The following is a 22,934-nucleotide window of genomic DNA, read 5'->3' on the forward strand; positions in this document are numbered from 1 at the left end:
TTATACAATGGACTCCTCCGCCTTTGTGATCCGCATGTTTATTAGTGAGAAAATGAGAATCGCCACAGCAAGCACAAATGCTTGTGCAGACGCATACCCCATTTGCAATTGATTAAAGCCCTGCTGATAGATCAGATAAACTGGAGTCTTTGTCATATTCGCCGGACCACCCTGCGTCAGCACAAAAGCTTGGTCGAACAACTGCAACGCACCAATGATTGACATCGTACTGACAAGAAAGGTTGTTGGTCGCAGCTGCGGCCAAGTAATAAACCGGAAACAAGCCAGCTTATTAGCACCGTCCAGCCGTGCAGATTCATACAAATAGTCGGGCACGCCCTGCAGACCTGCCAAGTAGATAATCATATTAGAACCTACCGATTGCCAGAGGGTAAGCATAATAATGGATAACATCGCCGTTCGGGTCTCGGATAACCAAGCTGGACCCGTAATCCCAACATAAGACAACAATCCGTTAACCAAACCAAATTCAGGATGCAAAAGCCAGATCCAAACGGTAGCAGCAGCAACGGCGGATGTAAGGGTAGGCAGATAATTCAATGTGCGGAACAACTTTACCCCACGCCAGGATCGACTAAGCAGAATCCCGAGGAGAAGCGAAATCAGAATATTAAATGGAACGAAAATGATGGAATACAGAAATACATTTCGGAATGTTTTCCATAACAAACTGTCCTCTATCAAACGGCGATAGTTATCAAAACCGATCCAATCGTTTCTACTAAGTACATCGTAGTTGGTAAAGCTTAAATATAGCGCCATTACCACAGGGATGACTGTGAATACTGTAAACAGCAATACCGTGGGTGTAATAAACAGATAAGCCGTCCGCGCCTGATGTTTCTCTAGCTTTCTGATGGAAGCCATTTCAGCTACCCCCTCCTAAGCAAAAGGGAGGCGAAACCTCCCTTCACTTCAAATGTCTTACTTATTATTTCACTCCTTCATTATCCTTCAGCATTTTGTCGCCCTCTTCTTGCGATTTCTTCAAGGTCTCATCAATGCTCATCTTGTTTTGCTGATTAAGCTGCAAATTAGGGGCCAAAGCATCAGTCTCCATCACGGAATATCCAGGATGGTTCGGACGAACCTTGGCGAACTCCAACGTTTCCAGAAACGGCTGCCACTTTGGATCATCCTTGAAAAATGGATCTTCCATCGATGGCTTATAACCCGGCAGGTTTAGACTCGTCTTTGCCCAGAGCAACGCGTTATCCTTGTTCGCTGTCCACCATTTGATGAACTCCCATGCTTCTTCCTTATGTTTGGAGCCTTCTGGAATCACTAGCCCAAATCCACCCATGACACTACCTTTATCACCATTTGGTCCGGCTGGAGGAGGAACGATTCCATAATCCAGGTCTTTACCATATTTGTTATAGGTGCTGAGCATCCACGGACCGGAATACAGCATAGCCACTTTACCTGTGACAAAAGCATCTTGCCCTTCACCAAGTCCAAGTTCGAACCCTACTTTATACACTTTGTCCTTGTTCATTAGGCGATCCCAGAACTCAAGCACCTGCTTGCCCTGCTCATTATTAAAATTGGTCTTTCCATCCTCTGTAAGCATGGTGCCGCCAGCCTGTTGGAGATACATATTAAAAAGTCCCAAATCTCCCATAGAAAAACCTGCAGTCTCCAATTTATTGCCATTCCATTTCGTTAGCTTCGTAGCCGCTGCCTCTAGCTCATCCCAAGTTGTTGGAGGCTGAAGTCCTGCCTCTGCGAGCAGCTTCTTGTTATAGAAAAGAGCACGGGCATCTACTGTAAGCGGCAGCCCATATAATTTGTCATCGTATGAAAGCTCCCGTAGGGATTCACTGTAGAAATCATCTTCGGAAATACCGTCACGCGTTAAGTATTCATCCACCGGATGCAGTACATTTTTCGGGGCATACAGCGAAGTTCTCCAACGGTCCCAAAACAGTACATCAGGAGTGCCGCCATTGGTCGCAGAAGTTAGGAATTTCGTGATCATATCCTGTTGCAGCACATATTTTACGTGAATTTTATCCTGCGATTTATTAAAAGCATCCACCATGGTCTCGAATTGCTTCTGCCCCTCACCGCCCCAATCTCCCCAGAAGGTAAGCTCTGTCTTTTTCCCGGTACTGCTCCCAGCTTTGCTTGTGTTTCCGGTCTCTTTGTCCGCAGATCCGTTATTACCACCGCAGCCCGCAGCAAGTGCAGTAGTCATTACCAAAACAATTGAGGTAACCAGCCATTTTTTCATGTTCTCTATCCCCTTTAGAGTCGATTATTCAAACCTTGTTGGTCTCATCCGCGCTTAATCTGCTTACCGCAGCGCATGAGTACAAGCTCACAGAACATCATGTTTGCCCAAGAGAACCATGGACGTGTAAATTCATCAGGATTATCCACATGAAACCCTTCATGCATAAATCCAGTTCCTGCATCCGTCTTCTCCAGCAGATGAAGTAAGGCTTCCTGTTCCTCAAAGCGGGTAGATGTCATTCCCTGCATCGCTAAAGCTATGGGCCAGATATACCGATTTGGCGTATGCGGACTTCCAATGCCAGCAGCCGCTTTTCCTGCGAAAAAATAAGGATTAGTGCTACTTAAAATAAGTTCACGGGTATTTTTATAAATAGGATCATCAGCAGTCACATAACCCAAATAAGGGATAGAGAGTAGACTAGGTACATTTGCATCATCCATAAAATTCACCTGTCCCAGACCATCTACTTCATAAGCATAGACCGCTCCAAACTCTGGATGTTCTACAATTCCATACTCACTTATTCCCTTATTAAGCTGGTCAGATAGTTTTCTAGCTTTCTTTTCCAGCTCCTGATCACCTAAAATCTCACGGGCAATTTCACACACATATCGTAAAACAACCACCGCGAACATATTGGCCGGAACCAAATACCCATATTCACAGGCATCGTCACTAGGACGAAATCCAGACCAAGTCATTCCGGTATAAGCCGTCAACGTCCCTTTGCCTTCTCGAGCTAACGTATCCGTGGGCGGACAGTTCATCCGTTGAAAAAGATATTTTGAATCGCGCTCATGGTTCTGTTCGGTAGTCCATAATGTTATGATTCTTTCTACGCCTGTTACAAACGACTCATTAAACTGACTAGTACGGCCCGAATTCTTCCAGAGCAGATAACTCAGTTGGATTGGATAACATAACGAATCAATTTCATATTTTCTTTCCCAGACTCCCGGGCTCATCTCCGTCAGATCCTCTTGGTGGCCATGCCCACTTTCTTCTTCATTGAATGCGTTAGCATACGGATCAAGCTGGATGTAAGTAAATTGTCTACGTACAAGTCCCTCAATCATGTCTGCAATTTCTTCATCTTCGGAGGCAAGGATTAGGAAAGGTCTGACCTGTGCGGCGGAATCCCGTAGCCACATCGCTGGAATATCTCCGGTAATAACAAAAGTGCTTCCGTTTGGCATTCGTTTTAAGGTTGTGTTCCAGGTGTTGGCCATACATTTCTCGAACATTTCGGCTAATTTCGGGCGATCACTCAGCTGTGCTTTTACGCTAGATGCCAGTTTATGCATTGACTCGGGTATTTCTCTAGTTGCTTTCAGTTATAATACCCCCTTTTTCTTTTTAAATTTGAAGCGCTTTCATTGATTAGTATATTGTCATGTGATTAGTATGTCAATATGTTTATTTTATTATAATGATATATCAATACATCTATAATGATAAATACATATCTAAAACAAATAAAAAAACCCATCCAAAAAGATAGGTTTTTATAACAACTAATATATGTTTAATTTGGAGAATAAGCCAAAATTCTATTTAGAGATAGATTGTTTAGCGGAGCTTGTGGATTCACCAGAAATTAACTCAGCTTCCAGCATTATCTTATTGGACACACTCTGCCCGTTCATAATTCGCAATACATTTTCTACTGCAAGCCGCCCCATCTCTTCTTCATTTTGCCGTAAATGGGTAAATGCATAACCCGAACCAAGTGGAGTTGGCGGACTATCAAAGCAAATGATCGAAATATCTTCTGGAATTCGTAGCCCAAGTCGTTGGACCGCAGTTCTAGCCAGCAGCGCAATATTATATTCCACAGCAAAAAGCGCCGTTATTGTTGGATTCTTTTGCAAATGAGAAATTAGCCGCGAAATGTCATGTTCAATATTCTCATCGTTGAAGGAATCCGGTAGTGTTGAGGTCAAATCACTGACCCACAATCCCTTGTCTACAGCTATTCCCCGTTCCGCATGCGCTTGAATAAATCCCTCTACCCGCTCTTCAAGAGCTGTGGTATCCGCTGGAGGTGGAGAGAGAAAGGAGATATTAGTATGCCCGAGATCAAATAAATACTCCGTACCTTTGAGTGCAGCCTGCATATTATCAGTACTGATCGATGCTGCTGCCACTCCTTTTAAATGGCGATCTACCAGAACTAGCGGGAACCGCCCTATCACCAATTTTAGAATCTCCGCATTAAAAAATTCGCCTTGAGCCGGAAAAATGATCAGACCATCTACACCTAAGCTGAGCAACTTCTGAATAGATTTCTCTTCGTTCTCCGGCACCCCAAAGGTTCTTCTTAAAACCAGAAAACAATCATTATCACGTGAAGCCTGCTCCATGCCATAAATCAAACCTGTGCCATAGCTGTTGCCAAAGTCGGTAATAACCAGACCGATCGTCTTTTCCTCATGGTTAAAGGAATTGAAAACAGTTCCGTCGGAGACCGTCCCCGGAGATATCGCTGATTCCATGTAATCGACTGCTGGATCTGCCACAAATGAACCTCTCCCCGGTTTTCTCACAATTAATTGTTCCGCGGCGAGCATTTCCAGAGCTTTTTTACTCGTAATCCGACTAACATTATAGGCTTCAGCCAGTTCTTTCTCTGAGGGAACCCGTTCCCCTTGTCCATAGGATTTATTAACGATAAGCTGCTTCACTTCATCAAATATTTTTTCATACATCGGTTTGGATGATGTTGTCTCACTCATGACTTTCGTTATCTCCTGACTCTAATTTTTTCATCTTATACATAATAATATATCATGATATATTAAGTTTGTCGACAGTTGTGCGGCTACAGCAAAAAAAGAGGGAGGAAGGATGTAAAGTGGAAAAATACAAAACTTCGTATATAAACAGAGATAACCCGTATTCAGTGAATGCTGGTTAAATAAAGGCTAAGTAATCGCTATAAATATCATTTCTACTATATTCTTAGATAATATCAAACCGTATTTCATCTAACAAGTTTTTACACTTTTGTCCATTTGTTCTTTTTTTATTCAAAAACAGCTAACACAGGTCTATCGTAAATTGCTGTTCAGAATATATAATAGAGACTATCTGGTATAGAAAGGAAGTTGAATAGTTAATGAAATTTAATGATTATCGCTATGAGCGCCCGGATGTAGAGAAGTTCAAACAGGATTTTAACAACCTGCTTAAAGATCTCAATGACACCGAGCCATTAGAAGTGCAAAAGGCTTCCGTTACCGCTATTAACAAGCTTCGCAATGAGTTTGACACCCTGCAGACATTGGTTAGCGTTCGCCATTCGATCAATACAACAGATGAATTCTACAAGGCTGAACAGGAATTCATGGACGAGATTGGCCCTATCGTTCAGGAATACATAACGGACTACTACAAAGCACTCGTCAATTCCAAATACAGAGCCGAATTCGAACAAGAATGGGGCACGCAGCTGCTTCAGCTTGCAGAAGTAGCTCTGCGTACTTTTAGTCCAGAAATCATCGAAGATTTACAATTGGAGAACAAACTCTCTACAGAATACGCTCAGCTTATCGCGTCCGCCAAGATTCCATTCGAAGGCGAAGAACGCACGCTGACTCAGCTTACTCCTTTTGAATTGTCCACGGACCGCGATATGCGTAAACGTGCTTCACAAGCCAGATATGATTTTATGTCTGAACATGAAAGTGAATTTGATCGAATCTATGACGAGCTAGTTAAAGTCCGTGACCGCATTGCTAAAAAGCTTGGTTACAGCAACTTTGTTGAGCTAGGTTATGACCGGATGATGCGTACCGATTATAACGCCGACATGGTAGCCAACTTCAGGAAACAAGTTCTGGAGCATATCGTACCCGTCTCCCAACAGCTTAAGAAACGGCAGACCGAACGCCTAGGTCTGGATGCCTTGAAGTTTTATGACGAGAACTTCAGCTTCAAGACTGGCAATGCCACTCCTAAAGGAGATCCTGACTGGATTGTAGCTAACGGATCCAAGATGTACAAAGAGCTCTCTCCGGAAACTGATGAATTTTTTACTTTTATGTTGGATAACAATCTAGTGGATTTAGTAAGTAAAAAAGGTAAGCAAGGCGGTGGCTATTGTACTTATTTCAGCCAATACCAAGCACCTTTTATCTTCTCGAATTTCAATGGAACCTCAGGGGATATTGATGTCTTGACCCATGAAGTGGGGCATGCCTTCCAGGTGTATGAAAGCCGAAATATTAATGTACCTGAATATGCTTTTCCTACTTATGAAGCCTGTGAGATCCATTCCATGAGCATGGAGTTTTTTGCTTGGCCATGGATGGAATTGTTCTTTGAAGAGGATGCAGACAAATACCGTTTCAATCATTTGGCAGATAGCCTTCAGTTTATTCCTTACGGAGTTACTGTAGATGAATTCCAGCATTTTGTTTACAGCAATCCTGAAGCAACCCCTGCTGAACGTAAGCAAGCATGGCGAGAAATCGAGAAAAAATATTTGCCGCACCGCAATTATGAAGGTAATGCTTATCTGGAACAAGGTGGATTTTGGCATAAGCAAGGCCATATCTTCGCCTCCCCGTTCTATTACATTGACTATACACTAGCACAGCTATGTGCCTTCCAGTTCTGGAAACGTTCAAATGAAGATTTTAAATCCGCTTGGAGTGATTATTTAGAGTTATGTCAAGCTGGAGGAAGCAAATCCTTTATCAAGCTGGTTGAACTTGCGGGCCTGACTTCACCTTTTGAAGATGGCTGCATTAGTTCGGTCATTGGAGAGATTGAAAGCTGGTTAAACAGCATTAATGATAAAGAACTTTAATAATACCTTGCAGTACCGATAAAAAAGCAATCCCTGCTTCTTAGCTGGGATTGCTTTATTTTCATATTAAGGTTATTTAGCGATAACGAATCAACAAGTCCAGTGGATAACGACCTGCATTACGGCCATACAAAGCTAGCCCGCCGTCCTCTGCTTGCAGCTCCAAACGGAAAACACGATTGCGATCCAGCTTCGCTGCTAACTGCCCCGGTACACTTGCCTTGCATAGGTAGCCATAAGATCCAGCCTCATCCAGCTTATTCGCTATTGGCTGATAATGCCAAGACAAAATCCCTCTGCTATCAGCCGGATCATCCGGTAAATAGAAAGAACCAATCCGCTGCCCATCCACCAGAACGTTCACTCGGGAAGGATGACGCTCTTCATCCGTCATATAATACGTATTCGGATTATATTCCACCCTCGCATCTGCCCCATGCATAAGATCAAGGCCCATATCATTAAGCTTCGTACCTTCAACATGCCGCGCCAGCAATCGTTTAGCACTTGCTTCGAACATGATTTCGATCTCACCAATCATTGATTTATCTGCTGCATCTGGCAGTGTAACCTCGTATACATACTGACCTTGCCCAGCACCATTGATCTTAGATCCTTGGATAGCATCCCATTGATGCTTAAAGTTATGATCGGTATAAGCTCCCACTGGAATTTGAATAAATTCTCCTTCACCTTTAAACAATACAGTGTTATTACCGCCTCTTACATCAAAAGTAATGAAATTCCGCGTGATCGCTTCACCCTTCTCATTAATCAGAGAAACAGCAAGTATTGCAGCCGCCTCCTGACCAGGCATTGTAATGTTCAAAGAAGGAAGTATAGTGTTTCCAAAGTTATCCCATTTCACAGACATATGTCCACTTTGCGCAGTGACCCGAGTCCCCAAATTGTCGTACCACAGTTCCCATTTCAGCTTCAAATTATGACCGTGATAGCTGTCCGCGAAGCTGGAACCTAGCAAAGGTACTTTAACACTCTGCCCTGCTTCTACTGTCTGGCATGGAGGAGCATCTAACACGATAAAATCTGGGGAATGCAGATCCGCAATCGTCATCCCGGGAACAAAATCCCCATATCCAAAATCTTTATCGCTCCCGTCTAGCCGGTAATAACCATTAAACTCATTCGTAACATCACGGAATTCAGTAAATACGAATCCACATAGCTTATCATGCCGCCGGAATTCATTCATCATATAGCGGTAATGCCATGCCAAATCACTGTCCCCTGCACCACCTTCTATCCCCCACACGTTACCGCATTCGCTGTTCATTAGAGGGGCATCAGACTGTACGTTGCCGCCAATACAGTTAAACTCCGATCCCGGGAATGTTTTATCTACAACCTCATTTAAGTGGGCTTGCAGCTGCTCGTAACCATTAATGTAAAAGTGCCATGTATTAATATCCGATTCCACATGATCATAATTACACGGCGAGTTATCCTCAACAATTCTAGTCGGATCAAGCTGCTTCGCCCAGCGATATTTCTCCCGCACCCATTCCTGTGTCTCTTTAAGATAACTACTCTGCTGCTGTACATCACTTGTGAGGCTAGCCTCCTGAGCATCTGTCTTCAAACCCCAGGTCTCGTTGAACATAACCCACGAAAAAATAGATGGATGATTATAATCTCGTTCAATCACCTCAAGGGCTTCTCTCTCATAGGAGGCTCTGGCCTTGTCATCCGGATTACCCCAGAAACAAGGCATATCTTCCATAACAAGAATGCCAAGCTTATCCGCCCAATACAGCTTACGGGGTTCTTCGGGCTTGATATGAATTCGCACCATGTTTAGCCCTAAACGTTTCATTAGATAAATTTCATCCCGCATGTCTTCATCCGTTGGATAGGTGAAAAACCCTGTCTTGTGATAGGACTGATCAAGAGTACCGTTCAAATATATCGGTTTACCATTTAAGGTGATCCACCGATAATCACGATCTTCAAAGCGGGCAGTCTGAATTTCGCGAATTCCGAAATAAGTGCTGACTGTATCTGTACCAAACGATCCACTAAGCTGCAATTCACCTTCATATAAATAAGGATTTTCTGGACTCCACAAATGCGGATTGGGAACATCGATAGACAGCTTACATTCGTTCACCCCTGCTATAAGCTGCAGCTTCTCTGTATGAACAACAGAATGATCGGCGAATTGCAGCGTAAACTCTGCCGAACCCGTTTCATGCGCAATTATTCTTGTAGTTACCTTCACCTGTCCATCTATACGGGTCACAAACTTTGCATCTTTCATATAAGTTTCGGGACGTGCTTCAAGCCATACAGGCTGCCAAATTCCACGGATTTCTCCATATCCTTGTTTGCCCCGCGCTTGATAAGCATGATCGAAATCCTCAGCTCTTACGACAATATTATTCTCACAATTAGCTGCCCAGTAAGGTGTAATATCAAATTCAAATGAACCATATCCACCTTGATGTGAACCTACATGTTCTCCATTTATCCACACATCACATGAATAATCTACTGCCCCAAAACGTAAAAACAATCGTGTTTGTTGGTCAACAGCCTGCCCATTCACGGTGCGGCGATACCAGCCTATTCCTTGTTGATCGCAGCCAATTCCGGATAAGGGACTTACCCAAGAAAAAGGTACAGTGATCATTGAGTCGTAAGCGATTTCAGGATTGGAGTACCATAACGCCTTCATACCTTCATTGTTCGGATCAAACTTAAATGACCATTGCCCATTCAAATTCATCCATTCATGACGTTGCCAATGTGGATGAGGGTGTTCAGAACGAGGAATCGCAAGTGTCTCAGAAGCTAATATAGAAGTTGTCATATGGCGAGCACAGCCTTTCAAAATAAGAAGTTGAGCCCATTTTAGCACCAGTATATGTTTTTCGCAATGTTTATTATGATTTTACAATACTCGTTCTTCATTGTACAATAACCTCAACCCATCCTATACGAAAAGGAACAAATATGATGAATGATATTTCACAAGAAACGATACGTTATCCCGCGTCACGAATTTTAGATGTAGCTAAAGCACTGTCTGGTGACGTCCGCGTCCGCATTCTTGAAGCCCTTGGAGAGAAGCCTATGAGTGTCAGTCAATTAGCTGAGACGTTAGGTGTAGCTCAGCCAACGATATCTATCAATGTGCAGACGTTAGAACAGGTTAATCTTATCTCATCTACACAAGGAGCAAATCGCGAAAAAATCTGTGCGGTCACCTGTCGCTCTATTCAACTCGATCTCCCTTCAAAGCTAGGGGATGGGCTGCATCAAACTGAGGAAATACATATGCCCATCGGAATGTTCTCCCACTGCTCCATACAACCGTCCTGCGGGATGGCCGGAAAAGATGGTGGTGTCATTGGCTCCCAAGATGATCCAAGAGCATTCTACATGCCTGAACGAGTCGATGCCTCTCTCTTATGGTTCGCAGAAGCCGGTTATGTCGAATACTATTTTGCCAACCCCCTGCCTCCAGGCGTCGAGTTGGACGAAATCCGCATTTCGGCAGAAGTATGCTCAGAAGCCCCTTCATTTCGAGAGGATTGGGCCAGTGATATCAGCTTATCCATCAATGACCAGTTAGTCGGGACTTGGACCTGTCCCTCCGATTTCGGGAACCGCAAAGGGAAACTGACCCCTGAACGTTGGAGAAGTGGAACTGAATATGGAGCTCTTACTACATGGAGTGTCTCGGAATCGGGCAGCAGCTGTAATGGTTCTCTCTCATCTTCCACTACAATCAGCTCTTTAAAGCTGGCGTTTAATGAACCTATTCGTGTACGTTTTGAAATTCGGGAGGATGCACTCAATAAACGAGGACTAAATCTGTTCGGAAGTGGGTTCGGGGACTATGCCCAGGATATCATACTGGCGTTTGTACGACGTCCGAAATGAGGAAAAAGAGGCAGGAGTGCCTCGGAAGTGGATCCAATGTTCACCAGCATCAAGAAGAACATCAACAATGGATGCACACTTCCAGCCCTGACCAGATGGACCTCTCTATTTCATACCAGTAGAGACCTTATTTTGCTTCAACTTTTTTTAGATTCTCAGCGACTCTGAAGGTTACAATCTTGCTAATTAATTCATAAGGCATAGGCTTATCAATAGGGAATTGAACGGAACCTTTAGCACCTTTATAGCCCGATAATTCATCTTTAAAAGCATTAATTCCACTTGGAGTTGGATAGAATCCAATATGCTTGGGATAAGCAGCGAAATGCACCAAATTTCCGTGTAATGCAAAAGTAGGCATCTGATAGCTTATTTTTTCCTCTGCTTCCGGTGCCGCCTCTTTTATCACCTTTCTTAACGTATTAAGGATTTCCTGAACCTCAAGCGAAAACCCGGAAATATAGGCATCGATCGATTCATATGTGATTTTACTTTCATCCATGATATAACTCCTCTCTGGATCATCTCCACGATTTGCATAAATGTAGGGCCGCTAAAGCCTCAGCTTCAGTACTTTTGAACAACATTTTATCGCCTTGATTGCATTCGTAAATAAAATCATTCAGACTTTTGCTGTTATAGCTTGTAAATTCTCCTACGATAGCAACTCTCATCTGATAGTTTGTATATTTTTGTGCAATCTCACCAGCAACTCCAGACTTTAGCTCGAAAAAATCATCCGTAATCTGTTCCTTCCTCAGAAGCATTTTATCGCATCCTTGGTATTTCACATTCATCATTAAGTCTAAGGCATCCCTTACATTATTGATTATGATCTCCTCACCAGAGATTATAGCTACCGTTGAATCATTCTTATCATCCACTGTGATTTTCATTCAAGACTACTCCTTTTCCGCGAAGAATTTCTGCAACATTATGATTACTCTGCTTAATCGCAACCGACCATGCAGATTCACCACTTTTTATTTTAGCAGAAATGTCGGCGCCATGTTCGATTTACAACTCTATTAGTTCTACATTATCCGTATGAAAAGCAGCAGAATGTAAGGAAGTATAACCATCACTATCGAATATATTATTCTCCATATTCGCAAGGTGCGGATGAGCTTTCAGGATTTCTTTCAGCCGTTCTGCATGGCCTGATTGTGCTGTCTGAAATACATCATTAATGATTAATTATCGTATAAACGAGCTAAGCCATAAAAAGAAAAGAGGATTCGTTCAATGTTCTTTGAACGAATCCTCTAATGATCACAATTCTGGAGCTCAGTAGATTAGATTAAATCCGACTTTTCAAGTAGCCGCTTCACGATCTCTGCAACCTCAGCTCTGGTCATATCATCTTTCGGAGCAAGCCCTTTACTGCTTCTTCCCATGATAATGCCTGCCTGCAAAGTGTCAGTAACTCCACTGATTGCCCAGTTAGAAACCTTACTACTATCTGTAAATGGAGCTAACAAAACGTCAGCCGATTGAACAGAAAGCTTAGTCTGTAGCGCTGTAATTTTCATCGCTTTAGCAATAATTAACATCGCTTGTTCACGGGTAATATGTTCATCAGGGCGGAACATGCCATCTTCAAAACCATTGATTAATTGATAAGTAAATGCCGTGTTGATCGCACTGTTATACCAATCCGTGGTCTTTACATCTGAGAATGGTGTTGCAGCTTGTTCCATCTCAAGTCCCAGACCGCGCACAACAATCGCCGCAAACTCAGCACGGGTAATGGCTTGATCCGGAGTAAATTGACCACTACCTGTTCCCTCAATGACTAATCGGGAGCCCATATCGTTCACTGCCTCTTTTGCCCAGTGATTAGCTACATCACTAAATTCAAGCGGATGCCAGATTACGGAGTAAGTACCTCCGCTTAAGCTGTTGATAGTAGCAAAATATTTGCCATCAATTACAACCACTTTAGTAGGAACATGGTGTACCGAACCTTCGGAATCAACGTACACTCCCGTTGTAATCTTGTTCGGGTCCATCCCTTCAGGAATGGCTATGGTACGTTTAACATACGTATTGAATTGGGAAAGTTCAATACTCTTATCTCCGTAGATACCTCTAGCCGTAAAATTAACTGGTGCGGAAACTAATGAGAAGGATCCTTTTTGCGCAGCTGCTTCTAAAGCTTTAACTTTATCGGCTGTAGGAGCACTAATTTCAATCTGTATCTTAATATCTTGCAAAGCTACCGACTTGCCGATTTGCTCGTTCAAAGCGTCAATATTAATTTGTTGAGCAGGCAGTGTAAATGTCGCATTTCCCGCTTTAATCTCAAGAATCGCTTGATTACCCTGCATATTTTTAACCATTTGTCCATTTAATTCGCCAACTATAACATCAGATTTACTATTTGCACCGATAGAAACTACTGTACCTTTACCTTCAGTGGCGAGCTTGTCCTCTAGCTTCTTCTGATCTAACACAATAGTGGTTAACGTTTGCTCATTCCGTTTACCATTCGTTGCGGTTCCCACTGTTTCAGCTTTACCATTGATTAGAATGGAAGCAGCATTTACCACAGGTGCCGGAGTTGGTGATGGGGTTGGTTGCGACGGAACAACAACATCACCACCAGATGGAGTGCTAGGAACAACTGCATTGGACTCAGCAGAGAATTCGCTGATGCCAGCTTTATTGATTGCCTGTACCGTGAAGGTATAGCTTGTTCCATTCGTCAAACCACTGATTGTCAGAGGACTTCCAGTTCCTGTAACCGTCAAACCTCCCGGATTAGCAGTTACAATATATCCTGTGATTTCGCTGCCTCCATCGTTCACCGGCGGGATAAAGGTGATGATTGCTTGACCATTCTCTGCAGTTGCTGTTACGGATGTTGGAATTCCAGGTGCTGTAACTGGTTTAACAGGTGCCTTCACAGTAACGGTTGTAGAAGCCGTATAACTACCATCTTTCGTCGTTACCGTTATGATGGCTGTTCCTTCACCAATCGGTGTTACTACTCCATAAACAACCTTAGCTACTGTCTCATCGCTCGAGCTCCAGATCATACCTTTATTTGTTGCATTAGCAGGTGTTACTGTCGCTTGTAGAGTTCCCTCGCCTTCACCCACCGTTAAGTTAAGTTCTGTCTGGTCTAAAGTCACCCCAGTTACGATAACGTCAGGTGGCTTAGGAGCGGCTACATTAACTGTGGTTGTAGCTGTAAAACTTCCATCTTTCGTCGTTACCGTAATAACTGCTGTCCCCTCACCAACCGGAGTTACTACTCCGTTCACAACGGTCGCGACTGTTTCATCGCTCGAGCTCCAGATCACGTCTTTATCCGTTGCATTGGCAGGCTCTATTGTTGCTTTGAGGAGTCCATCAGCTTCACCAGCTGTTAAATTCAGTGTCTCCTGATCTAGCTTCACTCCAGTTACATCCACAACCGGCGGGATTGGAGCACTCACACTAACTGTGGTTGTAGCTGTAAAACTTCCATCTTTGGTCGTTACCGTAATAACTGCTGTCCCCTCTCCAACTGGAGTTACCACCCCGTTTACAACGGTTGCAACTGTCTCATCACTAGAGCTCCAGATCACGTCTTTATCCGTTGCATTGGCAGGCTCTATTGTTGCTTTGAGGAGTCCATCAGCTTCACCAGCTGTTAAATTCAGTGTCTCCTGATCTAGCTTCACTCCAGTTACATCCACAACCGGCGGGATTGGAGCACTCACACTAACTGTGGTTGTAGCTGTAAAACTTCCATCTTTCGTCGTTACCGTAATAACTGCTGTCCCCTCACCAACCGGAGTTACTACTCCGTTCACAACGGTCGCAACTGTCTCATCACTAGAGCTCCAGATCACGTCTTTATCCGTTGCATTGGCAGGCTCTATTGTTGCTTTGAGGAGTCCATCAGCTTCACCAGCTGTTAAATTCAGTGTCTCCTGATCTAGCTTCACTCCAGTTACGTCCACAACGGGCGGGATTGGGGCACTCACATTTACTACAGACGAAGCTGTAAAACTTCCATCAGTAGTCGTTACCGTGATGATCGCTGTTCCAACGCCAACTGGAGTTACCACCCCGTTTACAACGGTTGCAACAGTCTCATCACTAGAGCTCCAATTTACTGTTTTGTTCGTGGCATTAGCAGGTGCTATTACGGCACTAAGCGTGTCTCCTGCTTCTCCTTCCGTTAAACTGAGTGTTGGTTTATCCAGGGTCACTCCGGTTACGATTACATCCCCCGTATTGTTTACCGTCACATTAAAAGTGTAGGTGTTGCTTAATGCTCCATCACTTACCTTAACAGAAATCACACTGGTGCCAAAAGCATTCGCTGCGGGTGTTATTTCTAAAGTTCGTAACTCACCACTTCCACTTATTTCCAGTCCATTATTCGGAATTAAGAGCGTATTCGAGGAAGTAGCTGATACTTGTAGGTCATCTCCATCCACATCGAGAACCTTAAAGGATCGTGAGACCGACTTGTTTTTATCGGTTGTAGTATTCCCCATAAAACCTGTGTCCTGCTTCCAGGTTGCCCCAGTAATTGTGCCGTTCTTAAGGGGAAGACCAGAGGTATTAATAGCGACATTCCCATCATTGCTATTCGCTAATTTATAGTTTAAAGCCAGATTAGGCTCCGAGCCTGTCAAGTCGACATTCATTTCTCGAACAATATCACTTTGGGTCTTGGCTTTACTCCAGAACCTCACGTCTCTCATTCCACCGTTATAATCTCCGTCCTGTCTCCACGTGCTTTTTCCAAGCCAGTTATTCGGACGTGCAACGTTTCCTACTGTACTTAAATCCATGGCCCCTTCTGCCTTAAGTACACCATCCCAATAAATCCGTCCCTTTTTCTGACTGTGATCATAAACAATCGCGACATGAACCCATTTAGAAATCGGGAAATCCTCAGTGACATTAATATCTCCCTTATTAGTGTAGGCAGTGAAATTCATCCGTTTGCCGTTAAAACCTACAAAAATATTGTGGTTCTGCTCTGCGATCGATGATTCAAAAAATCTCATCCATGTCTGAAAAGCATCTACCTTCAAAAATCCTTCAACTGTAAAAGAATTCCCATAAATCCGTTGATCCGGGAACGTCACATAATCCCCGTTACCGTCAAAACTAAGATAGTCCCCACCATTTAGTTCTGTCAGATAAGGTGCATCATTCACTGGATTTACAGTAATTACGGCTATACCCGGATCTGAGCTGAACGCGGCAGATACTGTGGTATTCGCATTTTTTTGATAATTTTGATAACCGGATGCTGTTGTATCCCATAGCTTAAAGCTAATGGATGCCGTTCCGTTCCAGTCTTTCGCCGGGACAAAACGGATTTTCTCCGATTTCAGCAGCAGAAAAGCATTACTGTTTGACACCGGCTCGATATTATACCAAATTCGTCCCACCGTGTTGTAATACTGCCAGGCCCCTTTGGTATTATCTAAAGCTACTACAGCAATCCCTGTTGACGCTGGATCCGATACTTTTCCTGTCAAAAAGCTGGCTACCTCAACTCCTGCGTTGGAATAGTCATCTTCATTAATCGACGTTATTATAGCTGGGCTATTCTCGAGCCAACCGAAACTAGCTTTTGCACTTATGATTGGAGTTTGCATAGGACCCACCCCCTGCACCACAAGTCCAGTACATAACGAAATACTAATGCCTATTTTCATAAATGATGGCTTCAAACTCTATTTCCCCCTCTAGCATAAATCATGTCCTTAATTCGACAATAATCGAGAGTATTATACAAAATTAAGATAAACAAAAAATAAACAAAAAAAGAACCCTCGATAGCCATCCTTTCGAAGGTTCCTTCCATTACAATAACTTCTGTTTCATTAACGCTTTGAGTTTAGGATCGGGTGTTGTTCCGAGCTCTTGCTGCAGCATCTCTTCCAATTGATCAAATTTCCGCTGTGCTTCATTCATTCGCCCTAATTCAATTAATAAGTTAATGATTTCATGATAGATGTCCTCTCGCAAGGAATCTAATTTTATTATTTCTCCAAAATAATGCAGTGCTTGCTGCTGCTGATTCTGCTCCAACTGAAATCTTGCAGCCAGCTCCAGCAATCCTATATATTCATGCTCGAGTCTGCGCGTCCTGCCACTGGCCCATTCATAGGCTTTTCCTTTGAGTAATGCTCCTGTGTATAAAACTTCTGCTTGAATCATCCATTCAACATGTCTTTCAGAGGTTTGCCTGATTTGCTTTAACAATCGCTCAAATTCATACAGATCACAATAAATGCTGCTTTCTACTACATGAATTTCATTCCTGCTAGCTTTTATATAATTGGCGCCGATTGCTTTTCGAATATAATACAGCGTCGAGTTCAGATTCTTCCATGCTTTTTCAGGCTCCAATCCGCTCCACAACGTGTCGATAATTTCCTCCCGGCTAACCGTCCCTTTACTAACCAGAAAAGCAAATAATTCTTCTGTTTTTGGACTTCTCAGCTTGATTAGCTCTCTGTTCTGCGTTCTGCGGTACACTTTTAAACCATTAAATAAAAAAACTTCTAACGTAGGCTCAGCCGTTGTATTTCGATTTATTTTTTTGAGTTTCTCTAACGTCTTAGACAACCGCTCCGCAGTTACAGGCTTCAAAAGATAATCCACTGCACTCAGGTCAAAAGCCTGCAGCGCATACTCATCAAATCCGGTTACAAAAACCACATCTATCGATTCATCCAATTCATGCAAAAGGCTAGAAAGCTTCATCCCATTCGTCTCAGGCATAGAAATATCCAAAAAAGCTACATCTATCGGATTGGCCTTCGCAAAAGCATAGGCTTCCGCAGGATTCAAAAACGTCTCATAGACATCAATCTCTCCGCTCTGCGATAAGATCCGCTTCAGGCGTTTTACCGATAACTCCTCATCATCTACAATAATCGCTCGCAGCATGCCTCAACCTCCCATCCGCTTAAGCTGCTGTATTGGAATTTCAAAAGATACCGTTGTGCCTAATCCTTCAGCACTTTGAATATGAATATTTTTTCCATATAATAGCTTGATGCGCTGACTGATATTCCACAGCCCCACCCCTCTTTTATCTACATCTGACTGCATTACTTCTTTCAATTTATGCTCACTCATTCCAGATCCATTATCCTCCACAATAAAGCTAATCACAGAATTCTCTAATTCTTTTACAGATATAATTACCGTGCCACCCCGCAAATTGGACATTAGGCCATGCCTTATTGCATTTTCGACCAAAGGCTGTAGAATCAGCGGAGGAATCCGGTAATCCGTATTCACTCTCACATCATATTCCACATTTAATCTGGCACCGAAGCGTGCTTTTTCAATATTGATATAAGCCTCTACCAGCTCAAGCTCATTCTCCAGACTCGTTAGTGAATCCAGTTGTTTGAAATCAAAGCTGCTTCGCAAATACTGGGACAGCTGCAGTGTCAACTCTTCGGCCTTCTCAGGTTCCTCCACACATAGTTCAGCAATTGAATTCAGAGCATTGTATAAGAAATGAGGTTTGATCTGGGATCGTAAAAAAGCAATTTCGGCGTCTTTGGCAGTCTTCACGGAAGCTCTCAATCGGGTCAGACTTTTAACACGTGCCATTAGCTCTTCAGCTTCAAAAGGTTTTCCCACATAGTCATTTGCACCGTTATCCATGGACATCTTCATATCGCTCACCCTGTTCTTGGCCGTCAGCATTAACACAGGCAGCTCAAAAGGAGTAAATCTCTCTCTAATCTTTTGCAGAACCTCGTAACCCGAAATGTCCGGCATGGTAATATCCAGTACCACCAGAAAAAAGTCTGTGTTTTTCGCTAGCTCCTCAAGTGCCATCTGCCCGCGATTGACAACCACAATAGAATATTTCTCTAGCTTAAACAGATTGATCATAGATTGCAGATTGGCAAAATCATCGTCCACTACTAAAATGGGCTCATCGATCTCGCCTTTGATATAAAGGGGATACTCACCATGAGAGAAACTTAATTTTTTATAAGAATGTGCCGCCTTAAGGGTTGGCCTCGAGATTGGCTTAACCGCTTTATCCCACCGTGGAAGTGTAAAAATAAACACCGAACCTTTTTCCACTGTAGATTCCACAGCTATGTTCCCACCATGCAGTTCTACTAGCTTCTTAGTAATACTTAATCCGAGCCCTGTTCCACCATGACTATGAATCTCCGCCTCATCCACCTGCTCAAAAGCTTTGAAAATACGCTCCTGCATATCCGGTGAGATTCCCAAACCTGTGTCTGCCACACGTACTTCCACCCACTCCTGAATAACTCTGGCACTAATCTCTATTTCACCCTGTTCCGTAAATTTAATCGCATTATCAACCAAGTTGTGGAAAATTTGAATCAGACGATTTCCATCTGCATTCACCATAGGAAAATTCGAAGCGACTCTGTTAACGAGCAGGATCGACTTTTCTCCGAGCAAAAAAGAATGAATACCCATGACGGAATCAACAACGGCTTTCAAATCCAGGTTGCTTTTGTATAATGTGATGTCTCCATACTTCATTTTGGAATAATCAAGTAGTTCATTTACCATATGTGTTAATCTTCTGCCGCTCCCTATTACGATCGCTAGATTCTGCGCTTGTTTTTCATTAACTGGACCATCAACCCCATCCAGCAGCGTAGCTGTAATGTTCACTATGGCATTTAGAGGTGTTTTTAGTTCATGTGAGGTGTTGGAAAGGAATTCATCTTTAATTTTATCCAGCCCGATCAGCTGGTTTTTCATCTCGTCTATGGTATGGTAGGCTTCAAAAAAACGTAGAACAATCAGCACGATCATGATGATATTAAAAGCCACAATGTAAAACTGCCCGAGCCAAAGGTTCTCTTTTATAGAAAGAGCAAACAAAATAATGTCTATGGAATATAAATTAATAGCTAGAATCGCCATAAACATCAGCAGCAATTTGATTCTATTTACTTCTGCGCTTCTGATATATAGGGTAGCCACTCTGCATAACATCCAAATTAACATCAGCTCATATAAAATAATCACATACGGATAAATGACCGTGTAAGAACGAATCGGCAGGATGGCGACCAGAATTATAAAGCTGCCTAAAACAATCGTTATGGCTTGAGTAAATTTTAAAGATATTATGCTTTTGTGCATTTGGTAAAAAAATATTGCGAGCACAATAAAGCAGGAGATGGAGCTTATATCCTTTACTTTGTAGAGCACTATGAACGAAAGTTTAGGGAAAAAGAGTAAGAGTGAACGCTCGCCGATCAACCCATGATATATCGCAAACAGCAAACAAATAGTTGCAAACACAAGTAAAGAGTAATCCTGCTTACGGTATAAGGACGCTGCCCCAAAGCAGATAAAAAAGATAAGGGCAAGTGTGCCTAAAATAGCAACGGTGCTAAATTCACGGGCCGTACTCTTCTGCTGAACCTCCATCATTGCTGCTTCCTCACCAAAGGATAAAGAAACCGGAATGCCCCCATTCACATAATCGAAGTTGGAGACTTGAATTATGATTTCTACATCTCCCTTATCAGACGAAAAAAGCCCTATCAGCGGGATATTCCCTGACCGATAATCAGCTTCATTAGCAGCAGGATTTCCATCCTCAATAACTGACTGTCCATTAACAAAAATCCTGCTTGAAAAGCGGATATTTGTTTTTTTCAAGGCGAATACCCCGCTTACGGGCAGGTTTTTTAGAACCATCCGATAGGTGGCGGAACCGAAGGCGGGTAAAGGGCTTCCATTAACGATGTTGCCGTTCCACCGGGAGGGCACCTCCATCCAAGCTGTAGAATCAGGTATATCTGCGCTACCCGCCCTAAAATGCTCAGAAGTTAATAGCTGGTTCCAATAAAACTCCCATTCACCATCTAACTTGATAATCTTATCCTGTTCGTAATCCCAAGCCGCGAGATCCATGACTCCATGCTGCACTTGCAGGTGACTTCCTTGTTTATCGTGACCCATAAGAATGGATAGAGGAATCGCAGATAATAAAATTAAACCAATCAGATAGATAAGTAATGTCCTTTTGAGCATCGTATCGGCCCCTTTTATGGAAGAGTAAAGCTGCAGCAATCACCAGGGCCATCCTGCAACACGTGATGTAGAGTAAAAAGTTTAGATGAACATAGATAATTCTATAAAATTTTCTAATTTCCTTCACAATTCGACAAAGTAATAGGCCTTTATTAGGATTTTTTTCGGAAAAAGCGGGACTTGTATGAAAAGAGGGTCTGATATGACCATGATGAGTAGGATGACGGTATGAGCACGATGAGTAGGACGACGAAATGAGCATGATGAGTTTAATGATGAAATGAATGGACCAGTTGGGCGACTTGTGCTACTTTGGCGACTCGAACGCATCTGCCCGGCACTTGCGGACTCAGGAGACCTTATTTGCTGAAAAACGAGGGTTTTGACACGCTATCGGACTCAGTTGCAACTATATGCTCATAACCACCCTTTTTTGAGTCGATTTGCAGCTAATAAGAGCTATGCAGTCCGTAACTTTTGGAATACGAGCGAAAATGTACGAATAGCTGCAATACGGTCCATTCATCCCGGAGTTACATGACTTTGGTGACATGGAAGACATGAACACAATGATATCTGATATCTTGGACTAGATAGATAAATCCGACATCGTTGGTGACTCTGAATACTTACACCGCGCGTTTGCGGTCTCAAAAGACCTTATTTGTTGAAAAACGAGGGTTTTGCCACGCTATGGGGCTCAGTTGCAACTATATGCTCATAACTACCCCATTTTGAGTCGATATGCAGCTAATAAGAGCTATGCAGTCCGTAACTTTTGGAATACGAGCGAAAATGTACGAATAGCTGCAATACGGTCCGCAACGTTCGAAAATGAATAATGATATTGCGCAGAGCACGTAATCCATTTTTGCGGATCAGTAACCACATGATGTTCGTCCTAGAAAAGCCATGCGGCCGCGCGGGGGAAGGATCCGCTTTTAGAGTAACTATTAACTTCAGCAAATTCAGCTCGTTCACCCTGCTAGCTACCTTCCTTTAAAACCTACTAGAATTCGTCATCTTTATACACAGTAACTCATTGAAGAAATCCTCAGCACTCGTTATAATAGCAACTATAGGTCGTGAAGAACACGCCGCTTTTATACAATCTCTATCCTGGGTTAAGCTCAGGAGGAATTGTATGGGAGCGGCTTTTTCTTTTTTCAAAAAATTACTTAAGGAGGATATACAAAATGTCCAGATTCGAACAGCAACTAGAGGAATGGTTACAGATCAACTTGGATAAGGAGAACAATCCCCGCAGACAGGAGCTTCTTGCAAAAGGGTTGGGCTATGGAACAGTCGAATTTCTGCGTGCGGTATGGTTTCCTGCTGTAGGAAACTTCAACTACTTGTTCCCCGAATGGGAAGTGCGCGATTTCAACAATGGTTATCGTTATCTTGATCTGGCCTACATGCCAGGTGGAGCAAAGGGCGGAATTGAGATTCAAGGCTACGGTCCGCATGCTAGAGATCTTGATGTACGACGATTCAAAGATTTATGTAGACGCCATTCCTTATTATCGCTAGACGGTTGGACCTTCCTATCCATCGCCTATCCCTCAATCACGGACGAGCCTCAGCTATGTCAACAACTAGTACTCGCATTCATCGGCAAATTCATGGCTTCAGACGCGCCCTCTTCATTAACTTGGTTAGAAGCTGAAACACTTCGTTTCGCAAGACGTCTTCTGCGTCCTTTCACACCTGTTGAACTCACCCATCATCTTAGAGTCACTAATCGCCATGCCCGACGTGTTTTACATGAGTTAGTTGAACAGCAGCTACTAGAGATCGTCGGTGGAAAAGTACGCAATCGAACCTATCAGCTTATAATGTGATGATTTGATTAGTTTGGTTTGATTAGTTTGGTTTGATTAGTTTGGTTTGATTAACAAAGTTACGTTCGGACCGTATAGC

Annotated in this window: 13 protein-coding genes; 3 read left to right on the plus strand and 10 right to left on the minus strand. The window is 43.0% G+C overall.

What is annotated here, in order from left to right:
• From NSQ91_RS18465 to NSQ91_RS18480, 4 genes are all read right to left on the minus strand, one after another.
• A complete protein-coding gene (locus NSQ91_RS18465) occupies positions 1-888 on the minus strand; it encodes a carbohydrate ABC transporter permease (RefSeq protein WP_036688088.1) in 888 nt (295 codons plus the stop codon).
• A 64-nt stretch (positions 889-952) separates the two neighbouring features.
• On the minus strand, positions 953-2,257 hold the full coding sequence (locus NSQ91_RS18470) for an ABC transporter substrate-binding protein (protein WP_076128252.1): 1,305 nt from the start codon (positions 2,255-2,257) through the stop codon (positions 953-955).
• 44 nt (positions 2,258-2,301) lie between these two features.
• On the minus strand, positions 2,302-3,567 hold the full coding sequence (locus tag NSQ91_RS18475) for a glycoside hydrolase family 125 protein (RefSeq protein WP_076128250.1): 1,266 nt from the start codon (positions 3,565-3,567) through the stop codon (positions 2,302-2,304).
• A 246-nt stretch (positions 3,568-3,813) separates the two neighbouring features.
• Positions 3,814-4,998, minus strand: a complete 1,185-nt coding sequence (locus tag NSQ91_RS18480; protein ID WP_076128248.1) for a GntR family transcriptional regulator — start codon at positions 4,996-4,998, stop codon at positions 3,814-3,816.
• A 383-nt stretch (positions 4,999-5,381) separates the two neighbouring features.
• Between NSQ91_RS18480 and NSQ91_RS18485 the strand changes: the two genes are divergently transcribed.
• Positions 5,382-7,076: a M3 family oligoendopeptidase gene (locus NSQ91_RS18485; protein WP_036688094.1), complete on the plus strand. Its 1,695-nt coding sequence runs from the start codon at positions 5,382-5,384 to the stop codon at positions 7,074-7,076.
• 76 nt (positions 7,077-7,152) lie between these two features.
• On the opposite strand, the gene NSQ91_RS18490 is transcribed toward NSQ91_RS18485, so the two are convergent.
• Positions 7,153-9,906: a glycoside hydrolase family 2 protein gene (locus NSQ91_RS18490; RefSeq protein ID WP_076306118.1), complete on the minus strand. Its 2,754-nt coding sequence runs from the start codon at positions 9,904-9,906 to the stop codon at positions 7,153-7,155.
• A gap of 143 nt (positions 9,907-10,049) precedes the next feature.
• Here NSQ91_RS18490 and NSQ91_RS18495 point away from each other — a divergent pair, with 143 nt between their 5' ends.
• Positions 10,050-10,982 carry an ArsR/SmtB family transcription factor gene (locus NSQ91_RS18495; RefSeq protein ID WP_254848923.1) on the plus strand — a complete coding sequence of 311 codons (933 nt, stop codon included), beginning with the start codon at positions 10,050-10,052 and terminating at the stop codon, positions 10,980-10,982.
• A 127-nt stretch (positions 10,983-11,109) separates the two neighbouring features.
• Here the strand turns inward: NSQ91_RS18495 and NSQ91_RS18500 are convergent, their stop codons facing one another.
• The 5 genes from NSQ91_RS18500 to NSQ91_RS18520 form a co-directional block, all read right to left on the minus strand.
• Complete coding sequence (locus NSQ91_RS18500; protein WP_076304056.1) at positions 11,110-11,484, minus strand: iron chaperone; 375 nt, start codon at positions 11,482-11,484, stop codon at positions 11,110-11,112.
• A 19-nt stretch (positions 11,485-11,503) separates the two neighbouring features.
• Positions 11,504-11,878 carry a DUF4180 domain-containing protein gene (locus NSQ91_RS18505; protein ID WP_076128242.1) on the minus strand — a complete coding sequence of 125 codons (375 nt, stop codon included), beginning with the start codon at positions 11,876-11,878 and terminating at the stop codon, positions 11,504-11,506.
• A 399-nt stretch (positions 11,879-12,277) separates the two neighbouring features.
• Positions 12,278-16,672 carry an Ig-like domain-containing protein gene (locus NSQ91_RS18510; protein ID WP_340919280.1) on the minus strand — a complete coding sequence of 1,465 codons (4,395 nt, stop codon included), beginning with the start codon at positions 16,670-16,672 and terminating at the stop codon, positions 12,278-12,280.
• A gap of 133 nt (positions 16,673-16,805) precedes the next feature.
• Complete coding sequence (locus NSQ91_RS18515; RefSeq protein ID WP_340919283.1) at positions 16,806-17,897, minus strand: response regulator; 1,092 nt, start codon at positions 17,895-17,897, stop codon at positions 16,806-16,808.
• A gap of 3 nt (positions 17,898-17,900) precedes the next feature.
• Complete coding sequence (locus tag NSQ91_RS18520; RefSeq protein WP_340919286.1) at positions 17,901-21,011, minus strand: ATP-binding protein; 3,111 nt, start codon at positions 21,009-21,011, stop codon at positions 17,901-17,903.
• A gap of 1,196 nt (positions 21,012-22,207) precedes the next feature.
• On the opposite strand from NSQ91_RS18520, the gene NSQ91_RS18525 reads away from it, so the two are divergent.
• Complete coding sequence (locus tag NSQ91_RS18525) at positions 22,208-22,855, plus strand: transcriptional regulator (protein WP_076305731.1); 648 nt, start codon at positions 22,208-22,210, stop codon at positions 22,853-22,855.
• Positions 22,856-22,934 lie beyond the last annotated feature (79 nt).

Origin of the sequence: Paenibacillus sp. FSL R7-0048, assembly GCF_038004505.1 — a bacterium.
Classification (GTDB): Bacteria; Bacillota; Bacilli; order Paenibacillales; family Paenibacillaceae; genus Paenibacillus_AQ; species Paenibacillus_AQ odorifer.

What these genes read in the sequence shown, in the direction of transcription:
- NSQ91_RS18465 (WP_036688088.1), bottom strand. Translation starts at nt 888, where the DNA reads ATGGCTTCCATCAGAAAGCTAGAGAAACATCAGGCGCGGACGGCTTAT.
- NSQ91_RS18515 (WP_340919283.1), bottom strand. Translation starts at nt 17,897, where the DNA reads ATGCTGCGAGCGATTATTGTAGATGATGAGGAGTTATCGGTAAAACGC.
- NSQ91_RS18525 (WP_076305731.1), top strand. Translation starts at nt 22,208, where the DNA reads ATGTCCAGATTCGAACAGCAACTAGAGGAATGGTTACAGATCAACTTG.
- NSQ91_RS18490 (WP_076306118.1), bottom strand. Translation starts at nt 9,906, where the DNA reads ATGACAACTTCTATATTAGCTTCTGAGACACTTGCGATTCCTCGTTCT.
- NSQ91_RS18500 (WP_076304056.1), bottom strand. Translation starts at nt 11,484, where the DNA reads ATGGATGAAAGTAAAATCACATATGAATCGATCGATGCCTATATTTCC.
- NSQ91_RS18480 (WP_076128248.1), bottom strand. Translation starts at nt 4,998, where the DNA reads ATGAGTGAGACAACATCATCCAAACCGATGTATGAAAAAATATTTGAT.
- NSQ91_RS18520 (WP_340919286.1), bottom strand. Translation starts at nt 21,011, where the DNA reads ATGCTCAAAAGGACATTACTTATCTATCTGATTGGTTTAATTTTATTA.
- NSQ91_RS18475 (WP_076128250.1), bottom strand. Translation starts at nt 3,567, where the DNA reads ATGCATAAACTGGCATCTAGCGTAAAAGCACAGCTGAGTGATCGCCCG.
- NSQ91_RS18505 (WP_076128242.1), bottom strand. Translation starts at nt 11,878, where the DNA reads ATGAAAATCACAGTGGATGATAAGAATGATTCAACGGTAGCTATAATC.
- NSQ91_RS18470 (WP_076128252.1), bottom strand. Translation starts at nt 2,257, where the DNA reads ATGAAAAAATGGCTGGTTACCTCAATTGTTTTGGTAATGACTACTGCA.
- NSQ91_RS18495 (WP_254848923.1), top strand. Translation starts at nt 10,050, where the DNA reads ATGATGAATGATATTTCACAAGAAACGATACGTTATCCCGCGTCACGA.
- NSQ91_RS18485 (WP_036688094.1), top strand. Translation starts at nt 5,382, where the DNA reads ATGAAATTTAATGATTATCGCTATGAGCGCCCGGATGTAGAGAAGTTC.